This window comes from Streptomyces sp. NPDC091271, assembly GCF_044757505.1.
Classification (GTDB): Bacteria; Actinomycetota; Actinomycetes; order Streptomycetales; family Streptomycetaceae; genus Streptomyces.
In genome coordinates this window covers 938,522-965,190 of record NZ_JBIVVD010000002.1, presented here as the reverse complement: position 1 = coordinate 965,190, position 26,669 = coordinate 938,522, and the positions used below count along the sequence as shown (strand labels likewise).

Below are 26,669 nucleotides of genomic sequence, written 5' to 3'. Positions count from 1 at the left end.
ACTGGGTGCCATGGCAGACACAGCTCTCGTACTGGGCGCCGGAGGCGTCACCGGCACCGCCTGGGAAACCGGCATCCTCCACGGCCTCGCCAAGGCGGGTGTCGACCTCTCCGCCGCCGATCTGATCGTCGGAAGCTCGGCGGGGGCCATCGTCGGGGCGCAGCTCGCATTCGGCCCGGCCGGCATCGACGACCTCTACGAGCGGCAGTTGGCCTCCCCGGAGAACGAGAAGGGAGCGGCGGGCCGGCTAGGACCCGTCACCATCCTGCGGTACGCGAGAGCAGTGCTCTCCTCCCGCACACCCGACGAGTACGGACGCAGACTGGGCGCCCTGGCCCGGGACAGCCGCCTCGCGGCGACCGCGGACGAACGGCGCGAGTCGATCGCGAGCAGGCTCCCGTCGCCCGAATGGCCCGAACAGCACCTGCTGATCACCGCCGTGGACGCGCTGACGGGCGCTCTGCACACCTTCGACAGGACGGGCACGGTCGCGCTCACCGACGCCGTCACCGCGAGCTGCGCGGTCCCAGCGGTCTGGCCCGTGGTCAGCGCCGGCGGCGGGAGCTGGATCGACGGGGGCGTGCACTCCCCGGCCAACGCCCACCTTGCTGCCGGTTACGAACGCGTCGTCGTCATCGCACCCACCGCGAGCGGCAACAAGGTGATCGCCTCGCCCCGCGCGCAGGCCGCCGAACTGGAGGCCGCGGGCGCCCGCGTCGAGGTCATCACCCCGGACGCCGGCACCCGGAAGGCCATCGGCCGGAACTCCCTGGACCCGGCACGCCGGGCCGCGGCAGCCAGGGCCGGCCTCGCCCAGTCCGCCGCCCACACCGAAGCGGTCGCCGCGGTGTGGAACGGCTGACCCTGCGGGGGAGAGGGGCCGGCGCCCGTCACCACAGGGGCTCGGCGCCCGTCACAATGGAGGGGTGAACGAGCCGATACCCGTCATCCGCGACACCGACTGCGGCACCGCCAGGCTGCTGCCCGACGTCGACCGGGACCGGGCCTGGCTGCTCACGGTCGACGGCGCCCCGCAGTCCTACGTCGATCTCGACGAGCCGGAGCACCTCGAATTCGAGTACGTACGCCGGCTCGGCCATGTCGTGGACCGGGCCGGCGCACCGGGAACACCGCTGGACGCCGTGCATCTCGGCGGCGGCGCACTCACGCTGCCGCGGTACGTCGCGGCCACCCGCCCCGGCTCGCGGCAGGACGTGGCCGAGGCGGACCGGGGGCTCGTCGACCTGGTCCGGGAACATCTGCCACTGCCCCGGGGCGCAGGCGTCACCGTGCACGGCACCGATGCCCGGAGCTGGCTGGAAGAGGCGCCGGAGGACTCGGCCGACCTGTTGATCGCCGATGTCTTCGGCGGATCGCGGGTGCCCGCGCACCTCACCTCCGTGGAGTACGCGCGGGCCGCCGGACGCGTCCTGCGGGAGGACGGCGTCTACGCGGCCAACCTGGCCGACAGCGCTCCCTTCACCTTCCTGCGGTCGCAACTGGCCAACTTCGCAGAGGTTTTCGACGAGATCGCCCTCATCGCCGAACCGGCTGTCCTGCGCGGCCGGCGCTTCGGGAACGCCGTGCTGCTCGCCTCCCGCGCCCCGATCGACATCGCTCCGCTCACCCGGCTGTGCGCCGCCGACGCGTTTCCCGCGAGGGTCGAGTACGGTGCGGCGCTCACCCGGTTCATGCGCGGTGCGAAGCCCGTGCGGGACAGCGAGGCCGTGGCCTCACCCGAGCCCCCCGACGGCGCCTTCAGCATCGGCTGACTCCCGGGACCGCTCCGGGACGCTGACCTGCTTCACCAAGCTGCGGCGCGTCAGATTCCGTACATCCGGGACGAACAGTACGCCCGCCGTCACCAGCACGATCAGAGCGGCGCAGCCCCAGAGGGCCTCGCTGCGGCCCACGAGCGTCTCCACCGGGCCGGCCGCAGCCGTGGCCAATGGCACCATCGCCACCGAGCCGAACCAGTCGTACGCCGCTACCCGGGACAGCTTCTCCTCCGGGATCTCCTGGTGAAGGGCCGTCATCCAGGAGACCCCGAACACCTCGATGGCGACCCCGGTCACGAACATCACCGCACAGAGGCCTGCCACCGGCAGCGGGATCGCGAGCCCCGCGGACGGCAGGGCCAGCGGGAACACACAGAGTGTCCCGGCCAGCAGCAGCCGCCTGGGTTTCCACCGCATCATCAGCAGGGCCCCGCCCAGCGTGCCGACCCCGAACGCGGCGAGAGCGAACCCCCAGGGGCGGGCACCTCCGAGCTCGTCCCGCGCCACGAGCGGTCCGTACACCGCCTCGGCTGCTCCGACGACGGCCACGACCACGGAGAACTGCAGCACGACGGCCCAGAGCCAGGGGCGCCCGACGACCTCCTGCCAGCCGTCCCGGAGATCGGCGAGCAGCCCGCCGCCAGGTGCGCGTGCGGGGATGTGGCTCACGTCCAGGAAGGCCCGGAGGGCACCGGCGACGGCGAACGCGGCGGCGTCGACCGCCAGCACCCAGCCCGGGTCCATGGCCGCGATCATGGCCCCGCCGAGCGCCGCGCCGCCGATGGCCGCGCCATGCATGGACATCCGGAAGAAGGCGAAGGCGCGGGCCGCCTGCTCACCGCTGACGCTGGACATCAGCATGCCCTCGGCCGCCGGGCCGAAGAAGGCCTGCCCGGTGCCGCAGAGCGCCGTCAGCACCATCATGTGCCACAGCTCGGCGTCGCCGGTCAGCACCAGCCAGGCGAAGACCGCCTGGGAGGCACAGTTGAGCGTGTTCGCGGCCACCATCACCCGGTGACGCGGCAGCCGGTCCGCCACCGCGCCGCCGATCAGCAGGAAGAGCACCAGCGGCGCCGTACGCGCGGCCGCGACCAGCCCGACGTCGCCGCCGTCGCCGCCCGACTCCAGAACCGCGAACGCCGCCGCGATCAGAGCGCCGTTGGTACCCAGGCTCGTGATGATCGCGGCGGCGGTCAGCAGACCGAAATTGCGGCCTTCCGGCAGGGAGCGGAGGGCGGGGGACGGCGAGGAGGCGGCGGAAGTCACCAGAGGACTATCCCCGGGCCGCCCCCCTCCCGCCAAATGGATCGTCCCGGCGGTGTGCGCCGGAGGCTCAGGACGCGGTCTCCGCACCCTCCGCCAGACGCACCGTGCTGAGGATCTTCTGGATGGTGGCGTCCGGGAGTTCGTCGTCGATCCCCGCGTTCGCGTAGAGGATCCAGGACGAGAACTCGTCCTTGGCGTTCTTGAAGGTGAACGCGATCGACTTTCCGTCGGTGTCGCACTTGTTCTTGTTGGCCAGCCCCGTGGCGGTGGCCGTGACGACGCTGCCGGAGAGACCCGACTTGGTCGTGTACGGCTTGGGCTTGCCGATCTTCACCTTGTTCTTCGGGTCCTCCTGCGCATAGGCGGCCCAGACCCAGTTGGCGGCCTCGTTCGTGGCCGCCTCGTCCGTGTTCTTGGCGCCCTGCCCGCCCTTGGTGCCGACACCGGCCAGGCTGGTGTCGTCCTTGGTGCCGTCCTTGTCCGGGTCGTCGGTGCACCACTTGCTCTTGTAGTGCGCCGGCGCGGAGAAGCCGACCGCCGGAGGACCCGTGGGGTCCTTCACGTCCTCGAAGCCCGAGATCACACCCGTTCCCGAGACCTCCCAGTCGCCGGGCACGTCGAACTGCGTGCCCCACTTGGGGTTGGTCACGACCTTCCAGCCCGGGATCGTGGGCGCCGCGTCCTCGCCGCCCCGCGGGTTGGCCGCGGGGGAGGAGGACGCCGACTCCGACGCCTTCGCGGACGGCGACGAGGACGCCTTGCCGTCGGCCACCTTGGAGCCGCCCTTGTCGTCCTTGTTCATCACGACGACACCGGTGACGACCGCCGCGACGACGACCGCGGTGGCCGCGACGACGGCGACGATCGTCGTCTTCTTCTTGTCGTCCGGCTGCGGCCCGCCCGGCCCGCCCGGTACGGCGTACTGCGGCGCCGTGGGCTGCTGGTACGGGTTGGGCTGCGGATAGCCCGGCTGACCCTGCTGTTGGTATCCCGGCTGCTGATAGGGATTCGGCTGTTGGTACCCCGGCTGCTGGTACGGGTTCTGGTTCTGGTCCTGCGGGTTCTGCTCGCCCCCGGGCGGCTGCTGTCCTGGCCACATGGCCAGTAACCATAGAGGGGCGGGGGGCCCTCTGCCACGGGCGCCCCTGTGAGGGGATGGTCAAAGACTGCTACCCGCTAGTAACATCGCCGCCATGAGCACAGAAGAGATGACAGTCGGCGACATCCTGTCCGCGAGCGTCCCGATGGTCCGGACCCTCGGCATCACGTACCTCGAGACGACCGCGGAGCGCGCTGTCCTCTCGCTCCCCGACCGCGCCGATTACCACAACCATCTCGGCGGACCCCACGCCGGAGCGATGTTCACGCTCGCCGAGTCGGCGAGCGGCGCGATTGTCGTCGCCGCCTTCGGCGACCAGATGGCCCGGGCCGTTCCGCTGCCCGTCACCACGGAGATGGCCTTCAAGAAGGTGGCCATGGGCGAACTCACCGCGACGGCGGTGCTGGGCCGCCCGGCGGCCGAGGTCGTCGCCGAACTCGACGAGGGGAAGCGCCCGGAGTTTCCCGTGAGCGTCGAGATCCGGCGCGCCGACGGCGCCGTCACCAGCGAGATGAGCGTGGTCTGGACACTGCGTCCGAACCGCTGACCGCGGCCTGGCCCCCGCACGCCCCGGTCGGGGGGCCGCGGGGGCCGCTCCGGCCGTCCGGCCCGGTAGGCTGCCCGCCGTGCACCACCCATGGTGCGCGGCCGCAGATCTTTCACGGGAAGGACCCCGCGTTGCACGTCCAGGAGTGGCTCGAGACCGTCCCCGCGGTCAGCATTTACCTCCTGGTGGGGGTCGTCATCGGACTCGAGAGTCTGGGTATTCCACTGCCCGGCGAGATCATCCTCGTGAGTTCGGCGCTCCTCGCCTCCCAGCACGGCGACATCGACCCCGTGGTCCTCGGCGCCTGTGCGTCCGCCGGAGCGATCATCGGCGACTCCATCGGCTACGCCATCGGCCGCAAGGGAGGGCGCCCCCTGCTCACCTGGCTCGGTGGAAAGTTCCCCAAGCACTTCGGGGCGCCCCAGATCGCCATGGCGGAGCGCTCGTTCGAGAAGTGGGGCATGTGGGCGGTCTTCTTCGGCCGCTTCGTCGCGCTGCTGCGGATCTTCGCGGGGCCGCTGGCCGGTGTCCTGCACATGCCGTACTGGAAGTTCCTCATCGCCAACGTGCTCGGCGGGATCGTCTGGGCCGGCGGCACCACCGCAGTCATCTACTCGGTGGGAGTCGTCGCCGAGGCGTGGCTCAAGCGCTTCTCGTGGCTGGGGCTGCTGGCCGCCGTGATGATCGGCCTGGTCTCGATGCTGGTGCTGAAGAGCCGCGCGAAGAAGGCAGCGGAGCAGGCCGACCACCCGGTGCCGGCACCCGAGCCGGACGCCGTCCCGGCCGACTGACCCGGCGCGGCCCCTCGCGGGGCCGCCCCGCGGCCGTCAGTCCTCCTGGTGCGCCGCGCGGTGGGCCTTCGCCAGTTCCACGTAACCCGCCGCGTTGAAGGCGATGCCCTCGCGTTCCTCGGTGGTCAGCTCCCGCTTGACCTTCGCGGGCACACCGGCGACGAGGGACCCCGGCGGCACACGCATCCCCTGCGGCACGAGTGCCTGTGCGGCGATCAGGGAACCCGCTCCGATGTGCGCGCCGTTGAGCACGGTGGCGCCCATGCCGACCAGGACGTCGTCCTCGATGACGCAGCCGTGCACTACGGCGTTGTGACCGACGGAGACCCTGGCGCCCACCGTCAGCGGGAAGCCGGGGTCCGTGTGCACGCTGCAGTTGTCCTGGATGTTGCTGTCGGGACCGAGGGAGATCGGGCCGGCGTCGGCGCGCAGCACCGCGTGGTACCAGACGCTGGAGCCCGCGGCCATCGACACATCGCCGATCACGACGGAGGTCGGGGCGAGGAAGGCGTCCGGATCGACGTCCGGCTCCTTGCCGCCGATACCGGTGACCAATGCCTGCAATGCCATCGCCTGCTCCTCCGGTGGGTGTGGTGCGCTCGGGGCCCCTTGCTCCGCACGAACCGTAATGGACGGTCCCGGCGCCCCGGACGGGTGGGGTGAACATCACAGCCCGCCGCGCGGACCCGCTCCGCCCGGGCGGACTACCGTGAGCGGGTGCCGAAGAACCGGAACTCGTTCTCCTCCCTGGCCCTCCGGCGGCGTGGGCTCGCGTCCCGCGCCGTCCACCGCGTCTGGGCCTGGGTGCAGGAGACCGGAGCGGTCACCGCGCAGCACCCCGGGCGGCTCCGGTTCCGCCGTATCGGTACGGGAACCCGGCTCGCCTTCCCCCAGGGCACCGTCTTCGGGGAACAGTGGATCGAACTGGGCGACCACTGCATCATCGGTGAACAGGTGACGCTCACGGCCGGCCTGATGCCCGACCTGGATCTGGGGGCCGAGACCGTCCTGACCCTGGGCGACGGCGTGGTGCTCGGCCGGGGCAGTCATGTCATCGCAGACACCAGCGTCTCGATCGGCTCGGACACCTACTGCGGCCCGTACGTCTACATCACCTCCACCAACCACAGTTACGACGATCCCCACGAGCCGGTCGGCAAGCAGTGGCCGCGCATGGAGCCGGTCGAGATCGGGCCCGGCTGCTGGATCGGCACCGGGGCGGTGATCCTCCCGGGGGCCAGGCTCGGCCGCAACGTGGTGGTCGCGGCAGGAGCCGTCGTACGCGGAGAGGTCCCCGACCACGCGGTGGTGGCGGGGGCCCCCGCCCGGGTGGTGCGGAGCTGGGATCCGGAGAAGGGCTGGCAGCCGCCGCTGCGCACTCCCGCGCCGGTGCCGATCCCTGACGGGGTCACGTCCGAGCAACTGGCCGCTGTGGCGCTGCTGCTGGAGGACGCGGCCGACGGGGCCTGACGCCCTTCCGCCCCGCCCGTCCGTGCCAGGAGCCCCTCAGCCCGTCGCCAGCAGGAGGGTCCCGAGCAGGGCCAGGCCCGCGCCCGCCGCCTGGACCCCGCGGAGTCGCTCACCCAGCACGCCTCGCGCCGCCAGCGCCGTCACCACCGGATACAGCGAGGCCAGGACGGCGGCCACCGTCACCGGTCCGTGCTGGGCGGCGATCGAATACGTGCCGTTGGCCGCGACGTCGGCGAGCCCGACGAAGGCCAGTGCGGGGAGCGCGGCCCGGACGGCGGCCGCCCCGCCGTCCTCGGGCAGCGCGCGGCCGCCCCGGCGTACGGAGACGTACAGCGCCGTCGTGCCTACCGCGATGTTCGTGAGCCGCTGGACGAAGAGGGCGAGGAAGAGACCGGTCACGGTGGTGGACGCCTCCGCGATCAGGGTCATCACCGCTCCGAAGCCGAAAGCGGCCAGCAGGGTCAGCACGACCGCCTGGCGCTGCACCGTCGCGCCGCGCAACTGCGGCCCGCCGGCCAGGACGACCCCCGCGACGGCGACCGCCACCCCGGCGAACTGCAGCAGCCCGGGCCGCTCGCCGACCAGCAGCCCCACTCCGACCGGGACCGCCACTCCGAGGGAGCCGAGCGGGGAGACCACGCCCATCGGGCCCAGCGCCAGGGCCTTGTAGAAGCTCAGCAACGCGACCGGGCCGACGGCCCCCGCCGCGACCGCGAACCAGAGGCGGCCCCCGGCCTCGCTCCAGCCGCCGGTCGCGATCACGACGGTCCCGAGGACGACGGCGGCGATGCACTGCGACACGACGACCACGGTGAGGGCGGGGGTGCGCCGGGTCAGCAGGCCGCCGCCGAAATCGGCCAACCCCCACAGCAGGCTCGTGGCCAGGGCGAACAGTGCTGTCATCGGGTGCCTCGCAGTACAGTCTGATGGTCGGGTGGGGACACCACACGGTAGTGCAGTATTTTCGACTCTGTCATCCAGAATATTGGACGGAATGTGTCTGACCTCGATCAGCTGACGCAGTCGCTCGCCCGCAACCTCAAGCGCTGGCGGGGCGAGCGCGGTTTCACCCTGGACGCTCTCGCGGCACGGGCGGGGGTCAGCCGCGGCATGATCATCCAGATCGAGCAGGCCCGTACGAACCCGAGCGTCGGCACCACCGTCAAGCTGGCCGACGCGCTGGGCGTCAGCATCACCACCCTGCTCGACTACGAGCAGGGGTCCCAGGTGCGGCTGGTGCCGGAGGACCAGGCGGTGCGCATGTGGTCGACGGAGGCGGGCAGTTCGACCACGCTCCTGGTGGGCACGGAGGCCAGGGGGCCGATCGAGCTCTGGTCCTGGCATCTGATGCCCGGCGACAGCAGCGCCTCCGACCCGCACCCCGAGGGGACGGTGGAGCTCCTGCACGTCACGGCGGGAGAGCTGACCCTGATCGTCGACGGCGAGACCCACGTGGTGCCCGCCGGCACCTCGGCGACGTTCGAGGCGCACGTGCCGCACAGCTACCGCAACGACGGTCCCGAGCCCGCCGACCTGACCATGGCGGTCTCGATCCCACCGGTCCGCCGCGTGAGCAAGTGAGCAGCGCATGAGGGCTGTTAGCGTGAGCGGCATGCGCTCACTCCTGGGCATCTTCAGCGATGCCGCCCCCGCCGCCGACCGGCTGGACCTGCTCGTCCCTCCCGTCGCGGAAGCGGTCGCGGCCGGCTGGGGCGGTATCCCCGCCGAGTCGGTGCTCCACGTCGACACCGACCCCGAGATCGCCGACACGGCCGTGTTCGCCGAGCACTACGGCCCGGAGCTGCTCGACACGTCGGCCAACTGCGTGGTGGTGGCGGGCAAGCGGGGCGGTGACACGACCCTGGCCGCGTGCGTGGTGCTGTCGCGCGCCCGGGTCGACGTGAACGGGGTGGTGCGCAAGCACCTCGGCACCCGTAAGGCGTCCTTCGCCCCGATGGACGCGGCCGTGGGCGAGACCGGCATGGAGTACGGAGGGATCACCCCCATCGGCCTCCCGGCGGCCTGGCCACTCCTGGTCGACCCCGCGGTGGCGGACGAGGAGTGGGTCCTGATCGGCAGCGGCAGCCGCCGCGGCAAGCTGATCGTCCCGGGCAAGGCGCTGGCCGCTCTGCCGGGAGCAGTCGTCCTGGAGGGCCTCGGCGTCTGAGGGGCCGGCGGCGGCCGGCGGGGACGCTCAACAGCCGTCGGGCCGACGGTCCCTGAGCCATTGCGTGGCGAAGTCCACAGCTGCGCGGAGGGGAAACAGGCGGCTCCGAGCAGTCCCCACCCGGCCGTTGCGGACCACTCCGGCCCGCGCACGGACGAAGTCGGCCCCGAGTGCGGCGAAGTCGCTGTCGTCCAGGGCGATGTCCTCGTACTCCCACCAGCGTCGTCCGCCCTCCGACACCACCACACAACGGTAGAGACGGCGGGGCGGAGCGGGGCGGCGGTACTCCGCGAGGTGGAAGGCGGTGCAGCTGTCGAAGCCCGTGCCCAGCAGCAGGACCTGTGCGTCCGCCTCGTACAGCCGGGCGAGGGGGGAGTCCTCGCCCAGGTGGCAGTCCTGGCGGTGGCCCGACAACAGCTTCTCCGCCGCCGGGCCGAGGGCGGCGAACGAGGTCTGCGGGTGGGTGCTGCGCAGCGCGCCCGGAGCCAGCCGCACCGACTCGGCGAGCGCGCCCATGCCGGGTGCCGGAGAGGTCGCCGGGTCGAATGCCGGCATCGACGCACGCACCTCGGCGCGGGACTCGTCGCTCAGGCCGCGGACCCGGTCCAGGTAGGAGCGCGAGGTGTCGGAATTCTCCGGGGTGAAGGCAGGGACGACCAGCGTCCCCTCCGGGCCCAGAGTCCTGCACAGCGCATCGGTCATGCTCCCCGCGTCACCGCCCGCCGAGCGCATCGAGGCGTGCACCAGCAGGACGCCGCCCCGCCGCAGGCCGAGCTCGTACAGCTGGGTGGCGGCGCGCTCACCGCCGAGGAGGAGATGCTGTGTCACAGCGCACATTCTCCCCGCCGGAGCCCTTCCGCGACACCACGCCTTCCGGGCGGCGGGCGCGGCGCCTGCCGGAGGCCGCCCCGAGAGGGCTTCAGTGACGAGCGTCCAGGCGGGGTATCTCGATCGCGGGGCAGCGGTCCATCACCATGGCGAGACCGGCGGCGCGCGTGCGCTCGTACGCCTCCTCGTCGATCACGCCGAGCTGGAACCAGACCGCCTTCGCGCCCACCGCCACCGCCTCGTCCGCGACGCCGCCCGCCAGGTCGCCGTTGACGAAGACATCAACCACGTCGACGGGGAAGGGGATGTCCGCCAGCGAGGCGTACCCCTGTTCGCCGTGGACCGGCTCCGCCTTGGGGTGGACGGGCACCACCCTCTTGCCGAAGCGCTTGAGGACCTCCGCCACCCCATAGGCCGCGCGGGAGCGGTTGGTCGACAGGCCGACCACCGCCCACGTGTCGCCCGTGTCCTGGAGAATCCTGCGAACCGTCTCGTCGTCTGCGTACATGCCCTGACAACGGACGGTCCCGCCGGACCATTCCCCACGGGAGGGTGAAAGTGCGGGGCGGCCCGGCGCATAGGGTGGACCGATGCAGGAGCAGTACCGGACAGTCGCCCGCGCGGGCGTGCACGAGACCGAGGTCAGCCGATCGCGCTTCCTCTGCGCGCTCGCCCCCGCCGCCACCGAGCAGGAGGCGCAGGAGTTCATCGCGCGCGTCCGCAAGGAACACCCCACCGCCAACCACAACTGCTTCGCCTACGTCATCGGCGCCGACGCCTCCGTGCAGAAGGCCGGTGACGACGGGGAGCCCGGCGGGACGGCAGGCGTCCCCATGCTGCAGATGCTCATGCGCCGGGAGGTGCGGTACGCCGTCGCCGTCGTCACCCGCTACTTCGGCGGCGTCAAGCTCGGAGCGGGCGGACTGATCCGGGCGTACGGAGGAGCGGTCGGCGAAGCGCTCGACACGCTGGGCACGACCACCCGCCGCCGGTTCCGCCTCGCCACCGTCACCGTAGACCACCAGCGGGCGGGCAAGCTGGAGAACGACCTGCGGGCCACCGGAGTGGACGTCCGCGACGTGACCTACGCGGAGGCTGTGACCATCACCATCGGGGTGCCGGACGCCGACGTCGACGGCTTCAGGGCCTGGCTGGCCGACGCCACGGCAGGCTCCGCGACGCTCGAACCGGGCGGCGAGGCGTACGGGGATGTCCCGGGCGGATGAGGGGTCCGGGGCCGCGCGGCATTAGCGTGGTCGGGCCGGCCGCGGAAATCCGCGGCGTGCGGCGTGCGGACCGGTCCGGTCCCGGGGGCGGAGGAAGTGGAACATGCGGGTCGGAGCAGCCGGAGTGATGGCATGAGGATTCTGCACACCTCGGACTGGCATCTGGGGCGGTCCTTCCACCGCGTCTCCATGCTCGACGCCCAGGCCGCCTACCTCGACCACCTCGTCGGGACGGTGCGCGAGCACGCCGTCGACGTGGTCGTCGTGGCGGGCGACGTCTACGACAGGGCCGTGCCGCCGCTCCCGGCGGTCCAGCTCTTCGACGACGCACTGCACCGGCTCGCCGCCGCCGGTGTGCCGACCGTAATGATCTCCGGGAACCACGACTCGGCCCGCAGGCTCGGCGTCGGCGCCGGGCTGATCGCCCGGGCGGGGATCCATCTGCGTACCGACCCCGCCGACTGCGCCACTCCGGTCGTGCTGCACGACGCGCACGGTGACGTGGCGTTCTACGGCCTCCCCTATCTGGAGCCGGCACTCGTGAGGGACAGCCTGGGTGCCTCGAAGGCGGGGCACGAAGCAGTCCTCACCGCGGCGATGGACCGGGTTCGGGCCGACCTCGCCGCCCGGCCGGACGGCACCAGGTCCGTGGTTCTCGCCCACGCGTTCGTGGCGGGCGGCGAACCCAGCGACAGCGAACGCGACATCACCGTGGGCGGTGTCGCCGCCGTCCCCTCAGGAGTCTTCGACGGCGTCGACTACGTCGCACTCGGCCACCTGCACGGCTGCCAGACGGTCACGGAGCGCGTGCGCTACTCGGGCTCGCCCCTCGCGTACTCCTTCTCCGAGCACACGCACCGCAAGACGATGTGGCTGATCGACCTCGGCCCCGGCGGGGACCTGGTCGCCGAACGTGTCGACTGCCCTGCGCCGCGCACGCTGGCACGGCTCCGCGGACGCCTCGGCACGCTCCTCGAGGACCCGGCCCTCGAGCGGCACCAGGAGTCCTGGGTGGAGGCCACACTCACGGACCCGGCGCGGCCGGACGAGCCGATGGCCCGGCTGACGGAGCGCTTCCCGCACACCCTCAGCCTGGTCTTCGACCCCGAGCGTTCCCCGCAGGACCCCCTCGCGTCGTACGCCCAGCGGCTGCAGGGGCGTGACGACCAGCAGGTGGCGGAGGACTTCGTGGCCCATGTACGCGGCGGAAGCGGACCCAGCGCACAGGAACGGACGGTGCTGCGCGCCGTCTTCGACGACGTACGGGTGGGCGACGGAGTGGACGAGGTGTCCCGTTGAGGCTGCACAAGCTCACCCTGACCGCGTTCGGGCCCTTCGGCGCCACCCAGGAAGTCGACTTCGACGCACTGTCCTCGGCCGGGATCTTCCTGCTGCACGGCCCCACCGGCGCGGGCAAGACCTCCGTCCTCGACGCCGTCTGCTACGGCCTGTACGGGGCGGTGCCCGGCGCCCGGCAGAGCCCCGGCACCTCACTGCGCAGTGACCACGCCCCGGTGGACCTGCCGACCGAAGTGTGCCTGGAGCTGACCGTGGGAGGGCGCCGCCTGGAGATCACCAGGCGGCCCGCCCAGCCCCGCCCCAAGAAGAGGGGCGGCGGCTTCACGACCGAGAAGGCGCAGAGCTGGCTGCGCGAGTACGACCCGGAACACGGCTGGAAGGCTCTCAGCCGCTCCCACCAGGAGATCGGCGAGGAGATCGGCGGCCTCATCGGGATGAGCCGGGACCAGTTCTGTCAGGTGGTACTCCTGCCGCAGGGCGACTTCGCGCGGTTTCTGCGCGCCGACGCCGAGGCGCGCGGAAGGCTGCTCGGCCGCCTCTTCGACACCCGTCGCTTCGCCGCCGTCGAGGAGCGCCTGGCAGAACTGCGACGCGCGGCCGAAGCGCGGGTCAAGGCAGGGGACGAGCAGATCCTCGCCCTGGCCCAGCGCATCGCCCAGGCGGCCGGCCCGACGGCGGAAGAGGTGACGCTGCCGGACGCGCGGCCGGGCGAGCCCGGTCTCGCCGAAGGGGTCCTGCAGTGGGCCGCCGTCGCGCGCAGCGGAGCCGGTGAACGGTCCGACATCGCCCGGTGCGTCCTGGCCGGGGCTGAGAGCCGGGCCGCCGCCACCCGCCGCGCACTCGAAACCGAGCGTGAACTCGCCCGGCTCCAGCAGCGCTACGAGGAGACCCGACGCCGTGCCGCGGGGCTGGAGGACCGCCGTGCGGAACGCGACCGCTGCCACGAACAGCTGACCCGCGCGCGCAAGGCGGACCTGGTCGCGCCGGCGCTCGACCTGCGTGACGAGGCGGAGCGGGCCCATCGCAGGGCTGTCGAGGCCCGCGATCGGTCCCGCGCGACGCTGCCTCCAGAACTGGCCGAAGCGGGCTTCGAGCAGCTGGCCGGCAAGGAACGCGGACTGCGGGCGGAGCTGGGCGCACTCGACGCCGCACGCCGGGCCGAACGACGCAGCCGGGAGATCGACGCCGAACGCTCCGGCCTGGAAAGGCAGTCCCGCTCCGACGACGAACTGATCCAGGAGGCGGCACAGTGGCTGGCGGGCTGGGACGCCACCCACCGGAGCCTCAGGGAGCGCGTCGAGACGGCGCAGGAGGCCGCGACCCGCGCGGAACAGCTGGCCGGCCGCCTCGACCCCGCACGCAGGAGGCTGGAGGCGGCACGCCGCCGTGACGCCCTGGGTGTCCGGGAGGAGACCGCGGTGGCGGCCCTGACAGCGGCCCGCGAACGTGCCGTGGAGGCGCACGAGAAGTGGCTCGTGCTGCGGGAGCAGCGGCTGAGGGGCATCGCCGCGGAACTGGCGGGCCGGCTCGTCGACGGCGTCGCCTGTACGGTGTGCGGCTCGGCGGAGCACCCGGAGCCGGCCCGCGCGGAGGCCGGCCACGTGGACCGGGCCACGGAGGAGGCGGCGCTCGCCGCCCACCAGCGGGCGGACCGGGACCGTGCCGAGGCGGAGAACGAGCTCGGGGTGGTGCGCGAACGCCTCGCCGCGGCCCGGGCGGAGGCGGCGGACCCGGAGGACGTGGACGGGGCCACAGGGCCGGCCGGCCGATCCCAGGCCTCCGTGGCCGGACTGCAGGCCGTCGTCGACCGCCTGACCCAGGACCACGCGGACGCGCACCGCCTCGCCGCGGGGACGCACGCGGCAAGGGAAGCACTCGCCGCCGCCGAGCGTGAGCACCTCGGCCGCCTCGACGACCGGCAGCAGGCCGAGCGGCGTGGAGCTGCCCGCACCTCTCAGCGGGAAGCACTCGACCGTGAACAGTCCGCACTGACAGCCGAGATGGTGAAGGCTCGGGGTGCCTGTGACTCCGTGGCCGAACGCGCCGGGCTCCTGGAGCGCCGTGCCGGGCTGCTGGCCGACGCCGCCGAGGCGCTCCGGGTGGAGCAGGACGCGGCCGAGCGGCTCAAGGAGGCCGACGGCAGGCTCGCCGACGCCGCCTTCAGGGCCGGGTTCGCCACCCCGGAGGCCGCCGCCGCGAAGCTCCTGGGCGACACCGCGCAGCGGGAGTTGCAGCACCGCATCGACGCCTGGCAGACGGAGGCCGCCACGGTCGCCGACCGGCTGGCCGAGGAGGACGCCCGGGCCGCAGCCGGCCGGCCGTCAGCGGAGCCGGACGCGGCCCAGGAGGCGTACGACCGGTCCGCGAAGGTGCTGCGCGACAGCGCCGCGACGCACGCTGCCGCCGAGGAGCGCGGCGTGGAGCTCGGCCGGCTCTCCCGGCGCGCGGAGGAGGAGGTTCGCGCCCTGGGCCCCCTGCGCCAGGAGTACGAGAGGGTGGCTCGTCTCGCCGGCCTGACCGCGGGCACCTCCGCGGACAACGAGCGAAAGATGCGGCTGGAGGCGTACGTACTGGCGGCGCGCCTCGAACAGGTGGCCGCCGCGGCGACGGCCCGCCTCCAGCGGATGTCGGCGGGCCGCTACACGCTGGTCCACTCCGACGAGCGCAGCGGGGCCCGCAGGGCGGGGCTCGGACTGCACGTCGTCGACTCCTGGACGGGCCGGGAGCGCGACACGGCCACGCTGTCCGGCGGGGAGACCTTCTTCGCCTCGCTCGCGCTGGCGCTCGGCCTCGCCGATGTGGTGACGGACGAGGCGGGCGGAGTACGTCTGGACACGCTCTTCATCGACGAGGGCTTCGGCAGCCTGGACGACCAGACGCTGGACGAGGTGCTCGACGTCCTGGACTCGCTGCGCGAACGCGACCGCAGTGTCGGGATCGTCAGCCATGTGGCCGACCTGCGCCGTCGCATCCCCGCCCAGCTCGAGGTGGTCAAGGAGCGGCACGGATCGGCGGTGGTCCACCGGGCGGCCGGCACGCTCAGCGGCTGATCGCCCGAGGGGGGAGGGGCGAGGGAGTACACGATGCTGTGGTCACGGAGCAGAGGGTGCCGATCCCCCGTGACCTCTGCCGGCCCACCCCGTCGCTGCCTGCCTCCCCGCCCACCTACCTGCCCGCGCCTACGCCTGCGGGGTGTGCTGAAGCGGGGCACGCCCCCGGATGCCGTCAGGTACCGGTGAGGGCGCCGAACAGGCTCTCGCCGGCGTCCCCGGCGGGCAGGCCGCTGACCTGACCGTCACCGACCTCCACCACCCGCCACGCGCCGTCCTCCCGCAGCGCCATGTCCGTGGTCACCCACCGGCAGCCGAGAGCGCGCACGGCCTCGCCGACGGCGTCGAGGGCGGGTGCGGGTAGCAGGCCGGGCGTGTCCGGATGAGCCGTCACCCGCACCGCCTCGCCGTCCACCCACCACACCCGTGCCTCCCCGCCCGGCACGAACGGTTCGTACGCGCGCAGCACCACGCCACCGGCCAGGAAGTCCCCCTGCAGTTCGACGAACCGCTCGACGACGCGAGCGAGCCGTTCCACGTCCCCCAGCTCCGGGACGAAGCACGCCTCATCCCATTCGTGCTTACGGGACTTCACGAAGTCCTTGACGATTCCGGGGCCGGCACCGAGACCCCGGGCGAGGCCCGACCACACGGACGGCTCGGGCAGCGCCTCACCGGCGGCCACGGCACGCCAGACGCTGAGCGGGGTGAGTTCGGCGAACACCTCGTACCAGCCGGGGAGTTCATGCGCGGTGCGATAGGCGGAGGCGTCGGTGAGCAGCGAGCAGCCACGGGCGGCGAGTGCGTGCTCCAGCTCCCCGTAGCGGGCGGGCGGAATCATCCAGCCCCGGTACCAGTACGGCCCCGAGTCCCGCGGCACCCGGCCGACGGCCGTCTCCGGATCCCCGGCGAGCAGCGCGTCGTGGTCGACCAGGACGGTCCGCGCACCTGCGCGCCGCGCCGCGGACGCCTCCTCGGCGAAAGCCGGATCAGGGTGCCGCGGCCGCAGGGGGTCGCGGCAGAACAGGAAGCCGGGCGCAGGCACGTAGACATCATCCTTCAGGCTGTCGGCGGGGGAGGGAGGCGTGCGGGGTCCGGTGGCGCGCACCGGCCCCGCACCGCCGGGATCAGAGCCTGGACAGCTCTTCCACGAGGTCGTCCAGGCCGAGCGACCCCTGCGACAGGGCCGCCATGTGCCAGGCCTTGAGATCGAACGCGTCGCCGTGTGCCTTCCGCGCGTTCTCCCGGCCCAGCAGCCAGGCACGCTCGCCCAGCTTGTAGCCGATGGCCTGCCCCGGCATGGAGAGGTAGCGGGTCAGCTCGCTCTCCACGAAGTCGGCGGGCCGGCCGCTGTGGCTGCCGAAGAACTCCTCGGCCAGAGCCGGCGTCCACCGCTCACCGGGATGGAACGGGGAATCGCCGGGGATCTCCAGCTCCAGATGCATGCCGATGTCGACGATCACCCGGCAGGCGCGCATCATCTGCGCGTCCAGATAGCCGAGGCGGCGCTCGGCGTCGGGCAGGAAGCCCAGTTCGTCCATGAGCCGCTCGGCGTACAGCGCCCAGCCCTCCGCGTTGGCGCTGACCTGGCCGACCGACGCCTGGTAGCGGGAGAGGCTGTCCGCGACATGCGTCCACTGCGCGATCTGCAGGTGATGGCCGGGAACGCCCTCGTGGTACCAGGTGGACACCAGGTCGTACACGGGGAACCGGGTCTCGCCCATGGTGGGGAGCCACGTGCGGCCCGGCCGCGAGAAGTCCTCGGACGGCCCGGTGTAGTACGGAGCCGCGGCACCGCCGGCGGGAGCGATCCGGGACTCCACCTTCCGGACGCGCTCGGCGAGTTCGAAGTGGGTCCCGTCGAGCGCCTCGATGGCCTCGTCCATCAGGCTCTGCAACCAGACACGGACCTCCTCCACGCCCTCGATGTGCTTACCGTGCACGTCGAGATGGGCGAGCGCCTCCCAGGGGCCCGCGCCGGGGAGGATCTTGTCCGCCTCGGTCTTCATCTCGGCCAGCAGCCGGTGGTATTCGGACCAGCCGTAGGCGTACGCCTCGTCGAGATCCAGATCCGTGCCGTTGAACTGGCGTGCCCAGCGGGCGTAGCGCTCGCGGCCCACCGTGTCGGGGGCGCCCTCGATCGCGGGGGCGTAGACATCCCTCATCCAGTCCCGCAGGGCGACCAGGGACGCGGCGGCCTGCCCGGCCGCTTCGTCCAGCTCCGGGCGCAGTGAAGCGGGTCCCCCGGCCACGAAGTCCTGGAAGAATCCGGGCCCGTCGTCCTCCCCGGCCCAGGTCCCCAGCTGGCCGATGAACGTCGCGGCCGGACGGGGGCCGCCGTACAGCTTGCGCTCCAGACCGAGGGCGAGCGACGCGCGGTACCCCTCCAGAGCCGCCGGTACCGCCCGCAGCCGGTCCACGACCGCGGCCCAGTCCTCGTCCGTCGCCGTCGGCGTCGCCGAGAACACGTCGCGGAGGCTGTGCGCGGGGGAGTGGATGTTGGAGACGGCCCGCAGCCCCTCCTCGGCCTCGTGGACGGCGAGTTCGGCCGTCAGGCGCTCCCGCAGCAGGCGCGCGCACCGCCTCTCCTCGTCGGTGTCCGCGCCCGGCAGCTGCTCGGCGGCGTCGAGTTCACCGAGGGTGCTGCGGATGAGTCCGGCCATGGCGGCCTGGCCGGCGGGCGAGAAATCGGGCAGCCGACGGGAGCTTTCCGCGACACCGAGATAGGTACCTGTGATCGGGTCGAGTTCGATGTATGCGTCGACGTAGGCGTCGGCGACCTGGCGCGGCAGTGCGCTGCTCGATGTGTCTGACATGTGGGACATCCTCGTACGGAGAGGGCCTTCACGTCACGGGGAAAAGGACTTCGGGATCACGCGCCGGTCGCGGGCGGCATCAGAGGGCCGCACTCCCACTGCTGGAAGATCAGCCGGGTCTCCACGCGTGCGACCTCGCGGCGTGAGGTGAACTCGTCCAGCACCAGGCGCTGCAGGTCCGTCGGATCGGCGACGGCCACATGCACCAGATAGTCGTCGGGTCCGGTGAGGTGGAAGAACGCCCTGGACTCGGGCAGCGCCCTGATCCGTTCGACGAAGGGGCCGATGAGTTCTCTGCGGTGCGGCCGGACCTGAACCAGCAGAAGCGCCTCCAGGCCCCGGCCGAGCCGCGCCGGATCGAGCCGCAGCCGGTGTCCGAGGATGACACCGGACCGGCGCAACCGGGCCACACGGTCCAGACACGTGGACGGGGCCACTCCCACTTCTGCGGCCAGCTCCCGGTACGTCGTCCGCGCATCGTTCTGCAGCAGCCGCAGAATGTGGAGATCAACCGGATCGAGAACGACGGATTCAGGCATCGGGCGAACGTAGCACGGCATCTTGGTGCCTCGGGCCGGTTGCTGTTCAGGCTGGTGACATGGACACCGAAGCCTCCTCGCTGAGATCCCAGCCCTCCTTCCGGTCCAGGGCGCTCGCCACCGAAGCCGTGCACGCCGGACGCGACGACCTCGCCTCTCTCGGCCTGCACGCCGCGCCGATCGATCTGTCCACCACCTATCCCTCGTACGACTCCCGGGGGGAGGCCGCGCGCATCGACGCCTTCGCCACCACCGGGGCCAGGCCCGACGGCCCGCCCGTCTACGCACGGCTCGACAACCCGACGACGGGCCGTTTCGAGACGGCACTGGCCCGGCTGGAAGGCGCGGGCAGCGCAGTCACGTTCGCCAGCGGGATGGCGGCGCTCACCGCCGTCCTGCTGTCCCGCGCGAGCCTGGGGCTGCGTCATGTGGTCGCGGTGCGGCCGCTCTACGGCTGCAGCGACCACCTTCTGAGCGCCGGGCTGCTGGGCACCGAGGTGACCTGGACGGATCCGGCGGGCATCGCCGAAGCGATCCGTCCGGACACCGGCCTGGTGATGGTCGAGACGCCCGCCAACCCGACGCTGGCCGAGATCGACATCAGGGCCGTGGCGCACTCCTGCGGCTCCGTGCCGCTCCTCGTCGACAACACCTTCGCCACGCCCGTGCTGCAGCGGCCCCTCGAACACGGGGCCCGGATCGTGCTGCACAGTGCCACCAAATACCTGGGCGGTCACGGCGATGTGATGGGCGGAGTCGTCGCCTGCGACGAGGAGTTCGCCGCGACCCTGCGGCAGGTCCGGTTCGCCACCGGGGGAGTGCTGCACCCGATGGCCGGATATCTGCTGCTGCGCGGGCTGTCCACCCTGCCGGTACGGATCCGGGCCGCTTCGGCCTCCGCCGGCGAACTGACCCGCCGGCTCTCGGCCGACCCCCGCGTCGCCCGCGTGCACTACCCGGAGGTGGGCGGCGCGATGGTGTCCTTCGAGGTGTTCGGTGACCCGCACAGGGTCATCGCGGGGGTCCGGCTGATCACGCCCGCCGTGAGCCTCGGCAGCGTGGACACCCTCATCCAGCATCCGGCCTCCATCAGCCACCGCATCGTGGGTGAGGGAGACCGGAGGGCCGCCGGTGTCGGTGACCGTCTGCTGCGTATGTCCGTGGGCCTCGAGGACGTCGAGGACCTCTGGGCGGATCTGTGCCAGGCGCTCAGTGACGGAAGCGCTGGTCCGCAGGCGGTGCGAACTGCTGGGCAGCAACCGCGGACAGCCGCGCGGTGATGACCAGGGTGCCCTCCTCGATCTGGTAGTCGAGAGGCAGCGAGAGCGCCCGCATGGCGGCCACCATCCCCGTGTTGTGGGCCTGCGTCACCGCGTAGACGCTCTCGCAGCCCGCCTCGACGGCCAGGGCCACCAGCCGGCCGAGGAGCTCGGAGCCGATGCCGCGGCGCTGCCAGTCGTCCTCGACGAGGAGGGCGACCTCGGTCTCGTCCCCGTCCCAGAGCAGATGACCGAGCGCCACCAGCCGGCCGGAGGCCGTCTGCACGGCGAGCGTGCGGCCGAAACGAGGGCTGAGCAGGTGGTCCAGATACCGGTCGGCGTCACGGACAGGACCGTGGTAGCGCAGCCCGAGGGTGTGCTCGGAGCAGCGTTCGTGCATGGCGAGGGCCGCGTCGAGGTCCCCGCGGTCCGCGCGGCGCACGGTGATCTCGTTGCCCTCCGGCAGGGTGAGGACGTCCTCGCTGCGCGGGACGCGCGGGCCGAGCCGCGCGTCGAGCTCGACCAGCGCACGGGCGCGGGCGAACTCCGTCGGGGTGAAGGGGAGGTAGGGGCGCTCCACGGTGATGACACCGCCCGACGGATCGCGCAGCCTCATCACGGTCTCCTCGAGGACACCTTCCACCGGTGCGCTCTCCCCGGTGGGGCGGCCGGTGATGGACAGGGCGGGCAGGGAGTGGATGGTGCACCGGCCCAGGAGCTGGCGCAGGGCCAGGGGGAGTTCGGCCGCGTCCAGCGCGGTCCGGGTGGCGAGGCCGAGGACCCGGGTGGGCGTGTCCACCAGGTCGTGGGCGTCCGCGCGCTCGATCCAGGTGGCGGACCCACCGGCGGCGGAGACCTCCCGGGTGAGCTGCTGGGCCGGCAGCGTCGCGGGCGCACGCAGCAGGAACTCGTCGACGGTGCCCTCGGCCAGTGGGTGGGTCTGCAGGGTCAGGATGTCGATGCGGTGACGGGCCAGGGCGATGCAGAGAGCGGCCAGGGCACCCGGCGCGTCCCGCACGGTCGTCCGCATCCGCCAGAGCACCGTTTCGGCAGGCCTGTCGTTCTCTTCGGCCTTTTCGGCGTCGGCGGAGGGAAGCTCCGGACCGGCGCCGGTATCGGTGTCCGGGGGTGGTGCGTGGCTGTGCCGCCGCGCCCACCATGTGTGGAAGGCGGCCGTGGCGGCCAGAGCCACGGCCGACGCCATGAGCAGATAGGGCCCGTCGGGCTGGTGCCCGATCAGGTTGGCGATCGCGTCGGCCACGGCTACGGCTGTGAAGAGGGCGGCCAGCTCGATCAGGTCCCGCCGCCAGTGGTGCGGACGGCGGGCACTCTTCGCGGATGTCACATCAGTCATGCCTTCACTGTGACCGAACGGTGTTGCCTGATCACGAACGCATTGTGACTGATGGGTTACGTGTGGATCTGGTCGCCTTCAGCACCTTTTTCATGTCCTCGCCCTCGCACCGCCGACGAGCCGGTCCTCCACCCGGTGTCCACCGGGTGGAGGAGCTCACTGCCCGGCGCGCCCCGGCTGCAGCACCTTGCTGAACAGGACGGTGCCGCCCTGCGCCCTGAGCCGCACGGTCAGCTCCCCGCTCCCGCCGTCGATGTCGACCTCTCCGAAGAACTGCGGCTGCTCCATGGGAGAGACGTTCTGCCGGTCGGGCGCCCGGACGAAGACCCGCTCCGGGCCGAACGTCCCGTCCAGCGCGTTGGCGGGGAAGCTGCCCGCGGCCAGCGGGCCCGAGACGAACTCCCAGAACGGTGCGAAGTCCTTGAAGGCCGCGCGCTCGGGGGCGTAATGCTGGGCGGAGGTGTAGTGCACGTCGGCCGTCAGCCAGACGGTCCCGGTGATACGCCGGTGCTTGATGTAGCGCAGCAGCTCCGCGATCTGCAGTTCGCGCCCCAGCGGCGCGCCCGGGTCGCCCTGTGCGACCGCCTCGAAGTCCGTGGCACCGTCGGGGACCACCAGCCCCAGCGGCATGTCGGCGGCGATCACCTTCCACACCGCACGGGACCGCGACAGCTCGCGCTTCAGCCAGCGCAGCTGCTCGGTGCCGAGGATGCCCTGGGCGTCGTCGGGCTGCCGGCCGGGGGAGTTGGCGTTGCGGAAGGACCGCATGTCCAGGACGAACAGATCGAGCAGCGGACCGTGCCGCACGACGCGGTGCATGCGCCGCTCGTCCGGCGATCCCTGGAGCGTCGTAACCGGGAAGTACTCGCGGAACGCCCGCATCGAGCGCGTCGCGAGCAGGTCCACGTTCTTCTCCGTGTAGCGGACGTCGTCGAGGATCTGTCCCGGGTACCAGTTGTTCCGCACCTCGTGGTCGTCCCACTGGACGACGGAGGGAACCTGCGCGTTGAACGCCCGCAGGTTGTCGTCGAGCAGGTTGTACCGGAAGTTCCCGCGGTACTCGTCCAGGGTCTCGGCGACCTTCGACTTCTCCGGGGTCGTGATGTTGCGCCAGATCCGCCCGTCGGGCAGCGTCACGCTGGGTTCGATCACCCCGTCGGCATAGATGTTGTCGCCGCTGCAGAGGAAGAAGTCCGGGTCCAGGCGGCGCATTTCGTCGTACACCCGGTAGCCGCCGATGTCGGGGTTGATGCCCCAGCCCTGCCCCGCGATGTCGCCGGACCAGAGGAAACGCACCCCGTCACGCCGGCGGGCCGGTGCCGTGCGGAAGGTTCCGTACACCGGCTTGCCCGTGCGACGCGGGTCGTGCGGGTCCGCGAGCGTGACGCGGTAGTGCACCTGCTCGCCGGCCGGCAGCCCGTACAGCGGGGTCGTGCCGGTGAAGTCCGTACCGGCGTCGACCAGCGGGCCGTGCCATGCGCGGGGGCGGCGGAAGGACTCGGTCGCGGATGTCTCCACCACCATCTGCGCGGGGCGGTCCGAACGGACCCACACCAGGGCGGACGACGCCGTGACATCACCGACCTGCACGCCCCAGGAGGCGCTCGGCCGGCCCGACAGCGCGAAAGCGGGAGCCGTGGTGACCGCGGCCGGCACGGCGACCGCCGCCGAGGCCAGGAGCGAGCCACGCAGCACGGTGCGGCGGCCGGGGACCGGGACGGGGGGACGGTGCGACATGGATGCGCCTCCATGGGCGAGAGGGCTGCCGGGACAGCGGGGGCGTACAGGCTGATTGCAGCCCTATGCCTAGTACCCGGCGGCGGCGGGCACGCCAACCGCAGATGAACAGCCGGTCGGCGGTCCGCCCCTACGCCTCTACGCCCCTATGCCCTTCCGCCCTCCCGTCCCTACGCCTAGACCGCCGGGGCCTGCGGCGCCCGGCCGTGCCGGACCGCCTCGGCCAGGAGCCGGACACCGTGCTCCACGACGGCGGGCGCCAGGTGCGCGTAACCGAGCACCAGACGGACCGTGCTGTCCCGCGCCCCGCCCGCCGTGCAGTCGCTCAGCGCACGCAGCGCGATGCCTGCGGCTGCCGCCCGCCGCAGGAACTCGTCCTGCGGCCCGAATCGTTCCGGCAGCCGGGCGATGATGTGCAGACCCGCGGAGATCCCGCTGACCTCCACCCCGGGGAAGTGAGCGGACAGGGCCTCCGTCATGGCGTCACGGCGCTCCCGGTACGCGCGCTGACAGCGGCGCAGCTGCCGGTCGTAGCCGCCGCCGGCGACGAAGTCCGCCAGTACCGCCTGGTCGACCGACGGGTTGCCCAGGTCCATCGTGCGCTTCCGGGCGACGATGGCGTCGGTCATCGAGGCGGGGGCGATGAGCCAGCCGAGCCGCAGGCCGGGAGCCAGGGACTTGCTGACCGAGCCGGTGTACACGACATGTTCCGGGTCCAGACCCTGCAGGGCCCCGACCGGCGCCCGGTCGTAGCGGAAATCGCCGTCGTAGTCGTCCTCCATGATCACGCCCGAGGTGCGCCGGGCCCAGTCGAGCAGTGCGCCGCGCCGTCCGGAGGAGTACGCGATGCCGGTGGGGAACTGGTGAGCAGGGGTCGTGACCACCGCGCGCACACCGGAGCGCAGCAGCGGTTCCACCGCCAGCCCTTCGTCGTCGAGCGGCAGCGGAAGCGTCTTCAGACCGGTGGAGGCGAACAACGAGGCGTGCTCGGGGCTGCCGGGATCCTCGACACCGACCGCTGCCTCGCCGCGCTCGCGCAGGACGAACCCCAGCAGAGTCGTGGCCTGGGCCACCCCCGAGCACACCACCAGCCGCTCCGGATCGGCCACCACGCCCCGGCGCCTGGCGAGGAGGGAGGCCAGCGCCACGCGCAGTTCCGGCAGGCCGCGCGGATCCGGGTAGCCGAGGGAGCTGTGCGGCAGCCGGTCCAGGACCGTGCGATGGGTCGCCGCCCAGGCACCCCGCGGGAACAGCGCGAGGTCCGGGGTACCCGGACGGAAGTCCACCACACGGGGGCCGGGTGCCCGCGGTGACAGATCCCGTGCTCCCTGCGCGGCGGGCCTCACCGCTCCGCTCACCCAGGTGCCCGCGCCCCGGCCGGCGCGAAGGTAACTCTCCGCCGTCAGCTGCTCGTACGCCTCGGTCACCAGGCCGCGCGACACCCCGAGATCGGCGGCGAGCTCACGGCTGGCGGGCAGCCGGGTGCCTGCCGGCAGACGGCCCGAACGCACGGCATCGCGAAGGGCCGACTGCAGCGCGCGTCCCCGCCGGCGGGCGGGGGCGGATGCGGCGGGAAGCAGCAGTTCCCAGGCGGCTGAAGCGCCCCCGCCCTCGCCCCCGTCGTACGAGGCCGGGCCGGGCGGTGGATTGGTCCCCGAAGAAGTCATGGAAGTGGACCTTAAACGGGACCACCACGGACTCTAGCGTCGCCCTCATGAACGCAACTCCCTTGCGCGGAGCCCTCCTCGCGGCCTTCGCCTGCACCCTCGTAGGCGCCTCCTTCACGGCGAACAGTGTTCTCGGCGACTACCCGTACGCGGGCGGGCAGGCAGTGCGGTACGGCCTGGCCGCACTGCTGCTCCTGCCGTTGCTGCGCTCCGGCGGCCCCCGGCCCGCCGCCGTCCTGAGGACGCTCACCCGGAGGCAGTGGGGCCGCCTGGGAGCTCTCGCCGCCATCGGGATGGTCGGCTTCAACCTCGCCGTCCTGGCGGCGGAACGTACGGCCGAACCGGCTGTACCGGGAGTGCTCGTCGGGTGCGCGCCCATCGTCGTCGGCGTCCTCGTACCCATCCTGGAAGGGCGCCGCCCCACCCGGGCGGTCCTGTGCGCGGCGGGCCTGGTCGCCGTCGGCGCGTTCACCGTCCAGGGCTGGGGCCGGACCGACCTCGCGGGCGTCCTCTACTCGGTGGGCGCACTCGGCGGTGAGGTCGGCTTCGCGGTACTCGCCGTGCCGGTGCTGCGCCCCCTCGGACCGAAACTGCTGTCGGCGGTCGTGTGCGCCGTGGCGGCCGTGGAATCAGCGCTGCTCGGCGTCCTGCTCGACGGGGGAGGCCTTCTGCGGACGCCCACCGTGGGGGAGGCCCTGGCGCTGCTCTGGCAGGCCGCGGTGGTCACCGTCATCGGCTTCGTGTGCTGGTACAGCGGTATGCGGCGCATCGGGGCCGAGCGGGCCACGCTCTTCTCCGGGCTGATCCCCGTATCGGCCGCGCTGACCGCACCGCTGGTCGGTACGGGGACGTACGGCGTGGGTCAGGGCGTGGGAAGCCTTCTGGTGGGTCTGGGGGTGGTGCTGGGCTCAGGCGTTCTGGGACGGGGCGGCCCCCGTGCGTCGGCGGCTCGTGTCGAGGATGACCCGCGCGACGGCGGCCGGGTCGTCGTTCATCGGGACATGGCCGCAGTCCGGAAGGCGGACGAGTCGCGCTCCCGGTATCACGCGCTTGGCCCTGACGCCCTGCCGACGCAGGAGCAGTCGGTCCTTGTCGCCCCAGGCGATGCTGACGGGGACGTCCGGTACGTCGTCGGTGAACGCGACGGTCAGACCGGCCTCCAGAGTCTGCCGGAAACCGGTGGCCTCGCGCAGCGCGACGGTCTCCGACACGACCGCGCCCGGTGAACGGCGGCCGGGGCGAGCGTAGATGGTGCTGGTCAGCGCGGCCCGGCCGGGCGAGCTCTGGGAAAGCCGCTCGATCAGCGGCATCGGCATCGAGAGGGCTGCTCCACGCATCGCCCGCAGCACCCCGAAGGCGTAGCGGCGCTCGCTCCGGGTCCAGAAGCCCGCGGGGGACAGCGCCGTCACCGAACGAACGAGCTTCTCGCGGCCCAAATCCAGCGCCAGCAGGCCTCCCAGAGAGTTCCCGGCCACATGCGGCCGCGCCACGCCGAGCGCGTCGAAGAACGAGCCGAGCACCGGAACCATGGTCCGCAGGTCATGGTCGAGCCCCTGCGGAAGCGCCGGTGAGGCGCCGAACCCGGGCAGGTCCACCGCTATGACGTCCCGCTCGACCGCCAGGATGCGCACGACCGGGTCCCACGCCTGACGGTGATGGCCGATGCCGTGCAACAGCACCAACGGTTCGCCCGAACCGGTCCGTTCGTACGACACATCGACCGTGCGCGGGCCGACGGGAGAGCCCACTGCGAACGAGATCGTGGTGGCCATGCTG

24 protein-coding genes and 1 pseudogene are annotated in these 26,669 nt (G+C 72.5%); 12 read left to right on the top strand and 13 right to left on the bottom strand.

The genetic code is table 11. From position 1 onward, the window contains the following. The first annotated feature begins 10 nt into the window (after positions 1-10). Both ACIQM3_RS11480 and ACIQM3_RS11475 read left to right on the top strand, forming a co-directional pair. Complete coding sequence (locus ACIQM3_RS11480; RefSeq protein ID WP_401622160.1) at positions 11-862, top strand: patatin-like phospholipase family protein; 852 nt, start codon at positions 11-13, stop codon at positions 860-862. Positions 863-926: 64 nt separating this feature from the next. Further along, entirely contained in the window at positions 927-1,772 is an 846-nt protein-coding gene (locus ACIQM3_RS11475; RefSeq protein WP_401622157.1) for a spermidine synthase, read from the top strand. Here ACIQM3_RS11475 and ACIQM3_RS11470 read toward each other — a convergent pair. Both ACIQM3_RS11470 and ACIQM3_RS11465 read right to left on the bottom strand, forming a co-directional pair. Continuing rightward, positions 1,734-3,044, bottom strand: coding sequence for an MFS transporter (locus tag ACIQM3_RS11470; protein WP_401622155.1), 1,311 nt, complete (start codon positions 3,042-3,044; stop codon positions 1,734-1,736). The genes ACIQM3_RS11475 and ACIQM3_RS11470 overlap by 39 nt on opposite strands. Positions 3,045-3,111: 67 nt before the next feature. Continuing rightward, entirely contained in the window at positions 3,112-4,143 is a 1,032-nt protein-coding gene (locus ACIQM3_RS11465; RefSeq protein WP_401622152.1) for a hypothetical protein, read from the bottom strand. 109 nt (positions 4,144-4,252) lie between these two features. Between ACIQM3_RS11465 and ACIQM3_RS11460 the strand changes: the two genes are divergently transcribed. After that, positions 4,253-4,690 carry a DUF4442 domain-containing protein gene (locus ACIQM3_RS11460; RefSeq protein ID WP_356715122.1) on the top strand — a complete coding sequence of 146 codons (438 nt, stop codon included), beginning with the start codon at positions 4,253-4,255 and terminating at the stop codon, positions 4,688-4,690. Positions 4,691-4,821: 131 nt separating this feature from the next. Further along, the gene (locus tag ACIQM3_RS11455; RefSeq protein WP_401622149.1) at positions 4,822-5,481 is read left to right on the top strand and encodes a DedA family protein; all 660 of its coding nucleotides are present in this window, start codon (positions 4,822-4,824) and stop codon (positions 5,479-5,481) included. Positions 5,482-5,517: 36 nt separating this feature from the next. Here ACIQM3_RS11455 and ACIQM3_RS11450 read toward each other — a convergent pair whose 3' ends face one another. Next, the gene (locus ACIQM3_RS11450; protein WP_401622146.1) at positions 5,518-6,051 is read right to left on the bottom strand and encodes a gamma carbonic anhydrase family protein; all 534 of its coding nucleotides are present in this window, start codon (positions 6,049-6,051) and stop codon (positions 5,518-5,520) included. Positions 6,052-6,198: 147 nt separating this feature from the next. Here ACIQM3_RS11450 and ACIQM3_RS11445 point away from each other — a divergent pair, with 147 nt between their 5' ends. Then, on the top strand, positions 6,199-6,951 hold the full coding sequence (locus ACIQM3_RS11445; RefSeq protein WP_401622143.1) for an acyltransferase: 753 nt from the start codon (positions 6,199-6,201) through the stop codon (positions 6,949-6,951). 36 nt (positions 6,952-6,987) lie between these two features. Here the strand turns inward: ACIQM3_RS11445 and ACIQM3_RS11440 are convergent, their stop codons facing one another. Then, a complete protein-coding gene (locus ACIQM3_RS11440) occupies positions 6,988-7,854 on the bottom strand; it encodes an EamA family transporter (protein WP_401622140.1) in 867 nt (288 codons plus the stop codon). A 93-nt stretch (positions 7,855-7,947) separates the two neighbouring features. Between ACIQM3_RS11440 and ACIQM3_RS11435 the strand changes: the two genes are divergently transcribed. Continuing rightward, entirely contained in the window at positions 7,948-8,532 is a 585-nt protein-coding gene (locus ACIQM3_RS11435; protein WP_401622137.1) for a helix-turn-helix domain-containing protein, read from the top strand. A gap of 31 nt (positions 8,533-8,563) precedes the next feature. Then, complete coding sequence (locus ACIQM3_RS11430; protein ID WP_401622134.1) at positions 8,564-9,118, top strand: YbaK/EbsC family protein; 555 nt, start codon at positions 8,564-8,566, stop codon at positions 9,116-9,118. Positions 9,119-9,145: 27 nt separating this feature from the next. Here the strand turns inward: ACIQM3_RS11430 and ACIQM3_RS11425 are convergent, their stop codons facing one another. Continuing rightward, positions 9,146-9,955 (bottom strand): aminoglycoside N(3)-acetyltransferase, encoded by an 810-nt coding sequence (locus ACIQM3_RS11425; RefSeq protein ID WP_401622132.1) that lies wholly within the window; start codon positions 9,953-9,955, stop codon positions 9,146-9,148. A gap of 82 nt (positions 9,956-10,037) precedes the next feature. Further along, positions 10,038-10,454 carry a CoA-binding protein gene (locus ACIQM3_RS11420; protein WP_401622129.1) on the bottom strand — a complete coding sequence of 139 codons (417 nt, stop codon included), beginning with the start codon at positions 10,452-10,454 and terminating at the stop codon, positions 10,038-10,040. Positions 10,455-10,536: 82 nt separating this feature from the next. Here ACIQM3_RS11420 and ACIQM3_RS11415 point away from each other — a divergent pair, with 82 nt between their 5' ends. From ACIQM3_RS11415 to ACIQM3_RS11405, 3 genes are all read left to right on the top strand, one after another. Further along, a complete protein-coding gene (locus ACIQM3_RS11415) occupies positions 10,537-11,172 on the top strand; it encodes a YigZ family protein (RefSeq protein ID WP_401622126.1) in 636 nt (211 codons plus the stop codon). A gap of 132 nt (positions 11,173-11,304) precedes the next feature. Further along, positions 11,305-12,471, top strand: coding sequence for an exonuclease SbcCD subunit D (locus ACIQM3_RS11410; protein ID WP_401622124.1), 1,167 nt, complete (start codon positions 11,305-11,307; stop codon positions 12,469-12,471). After that, entirely contained in the window at positions 12,468-15,521 is a 3,054-nt protein-coding gene (locus ACIQM3_RS11405) for an AAA family ATPase (RefSeq protein ID WP_401622121.1), read from the top strand. Before ACIQM3_RS11410 ends, ACIQM3_RS11405 begins: the two co-directional genes overlap by 4 nt. 175 nt (positions 15,522-15,696) lie before the next feature. Here ACIQM3_RS11405 and ACIQM3_RS11400 read toward each other — a convergent pair whose 3' ends face one another. The 3 genes from ACIQM3_RS11400 to ACIQM3_RS11390 form a co-directional block, all read right to left on the bottom strand. Beyond that, positions 15,697-16,566 (bottom strand): ATP-grasp domain-containing protein, encoded by an 870-nt coding sequence (locus ACIQM3_RS11400; protein ID WP_401622118.1) that lies wholly within the window; start codon positions 16,564-16,566, stop codon positions 15,697-15,699. An 82-nt stretch (positions 16,567-16,648) separates the two neighbouring features. Beyond that, positions 16,649-18,337 (bottom strand): DUF885 domain-containing protein, encoded by a 1,689-nt coding sequence (locus ACIQM3_RS11395; RefSeq protein ID WP_401622115.1) that lies wholly within the window; start codon positions 18,335-18,337, stop codon positions 16,649-16,651. 56 nt (positions 18,338-18,393) lie between these two features. Continuing rightward, entirely contained in the window at positions 18,394-18,876 is a 483-nt protein-coding gene (locus tag ACIQM3_RS11390; protein WP_362927799.1) for an Lrp/AsnC family transcriptional regulator, read from the bottom strand. A gap of 59 nt (positions 18,877-18,935) precedes the next feature. Between ACIQM3_RS11390 and ACIQM3_RS11385 the strand changes: the two genes are divergently transcribed. Continuing rightward, entirely contained in the window at positions 18,936-20,156 is a 1,221-nt protein-coding gene (locus ACIQM3_RS11385) for a trans-sulfuration enzyme family protein (RefSeq protein ID WP_401622112.1), read from the top strand. Here ACIQM3_RS11385 and ACIQM3_RS11380 read toward each other — a convergent pair. The 3 genes from ACIQM3_RS11380 to ACIQM3_RS11370 form a co-directional block, all read right to left on the bottom strand. Further along, positions 20,086-21,480 (bottom strand): GNAT family N-acetyltransferase, encoded by a 1,395-nt coding sequence (locus ACIQM3_RS11380; protein WP_401622429.1) that lies wholly within the window; start codon positions 21,478-21,480, stop codon positions 20,086-20,088. The two genes, ACIQM3_RS11385 and ACIQM3_RS11380, sit on opposite strands and share 71 nt — an antisense overlap. A gap of 165 nt (positions 21,481-21,645) precedes the next feature. Beyond that, positions 21,646-23,226 carry an alkaline phosphatase D family protein gene (locus tag ACIQM3_RS11375; protein WP_401622109.1) on the bottom strand — a complete coding sequence of 527 codons (1,581 nt, stop codon included), beginning with the start codon at positions 23,224-23,226 and terminating at the stop codon, positions 21,646-21,648. Between the two features lie 176 nt (positions 23,227-23,402). Then, positions 23,403-24,893 carry a PLP-dependent aminotransferase family protein gene (locus tag ACIQM3_RS11370; RefSeq protein WP_401622106.1) on the bottom strand — a complete coding sequence of 497 codons (1,491 nt, stop codon included), beginning with the start codon at positions 24,891-24,893 and terminating at the stop codon, positions 23,403-23,405. Between ACIQM3_RS11370 and ACIQM3_RS11365 the strand changes: the two are divergent. Further along, positions 24,791-25,738 (top strand): annotated as a pseudogene (locus ACIQM3_RS11365) (DMT family transporter); the annotation flags it as partial. The gene ACIQM3_RS11370 and the pseudogene ACIQM3_RS11365 sit on opposite strands and share 103 nt — an antisense overlap. 63 nt (positions 25,739-25,801) lie before the next feature. Here the strand turns inward: ACIQM3_RS11365 and ACIQM3_RS11360 are convergent. Next, positions 25,802-26,665 (bottom strand): alpha/beta fold hydrolase, encoded by an 864-nt coding sequence (locus ACIQM3_RS11360; protein WP_401622103.1) that lies wholly within the window; start codon positions 26,663-26,665, stop codon positions 25,802-25,804. Positions 26,666-26,669 lie beyond the last annotated feature (4 nt).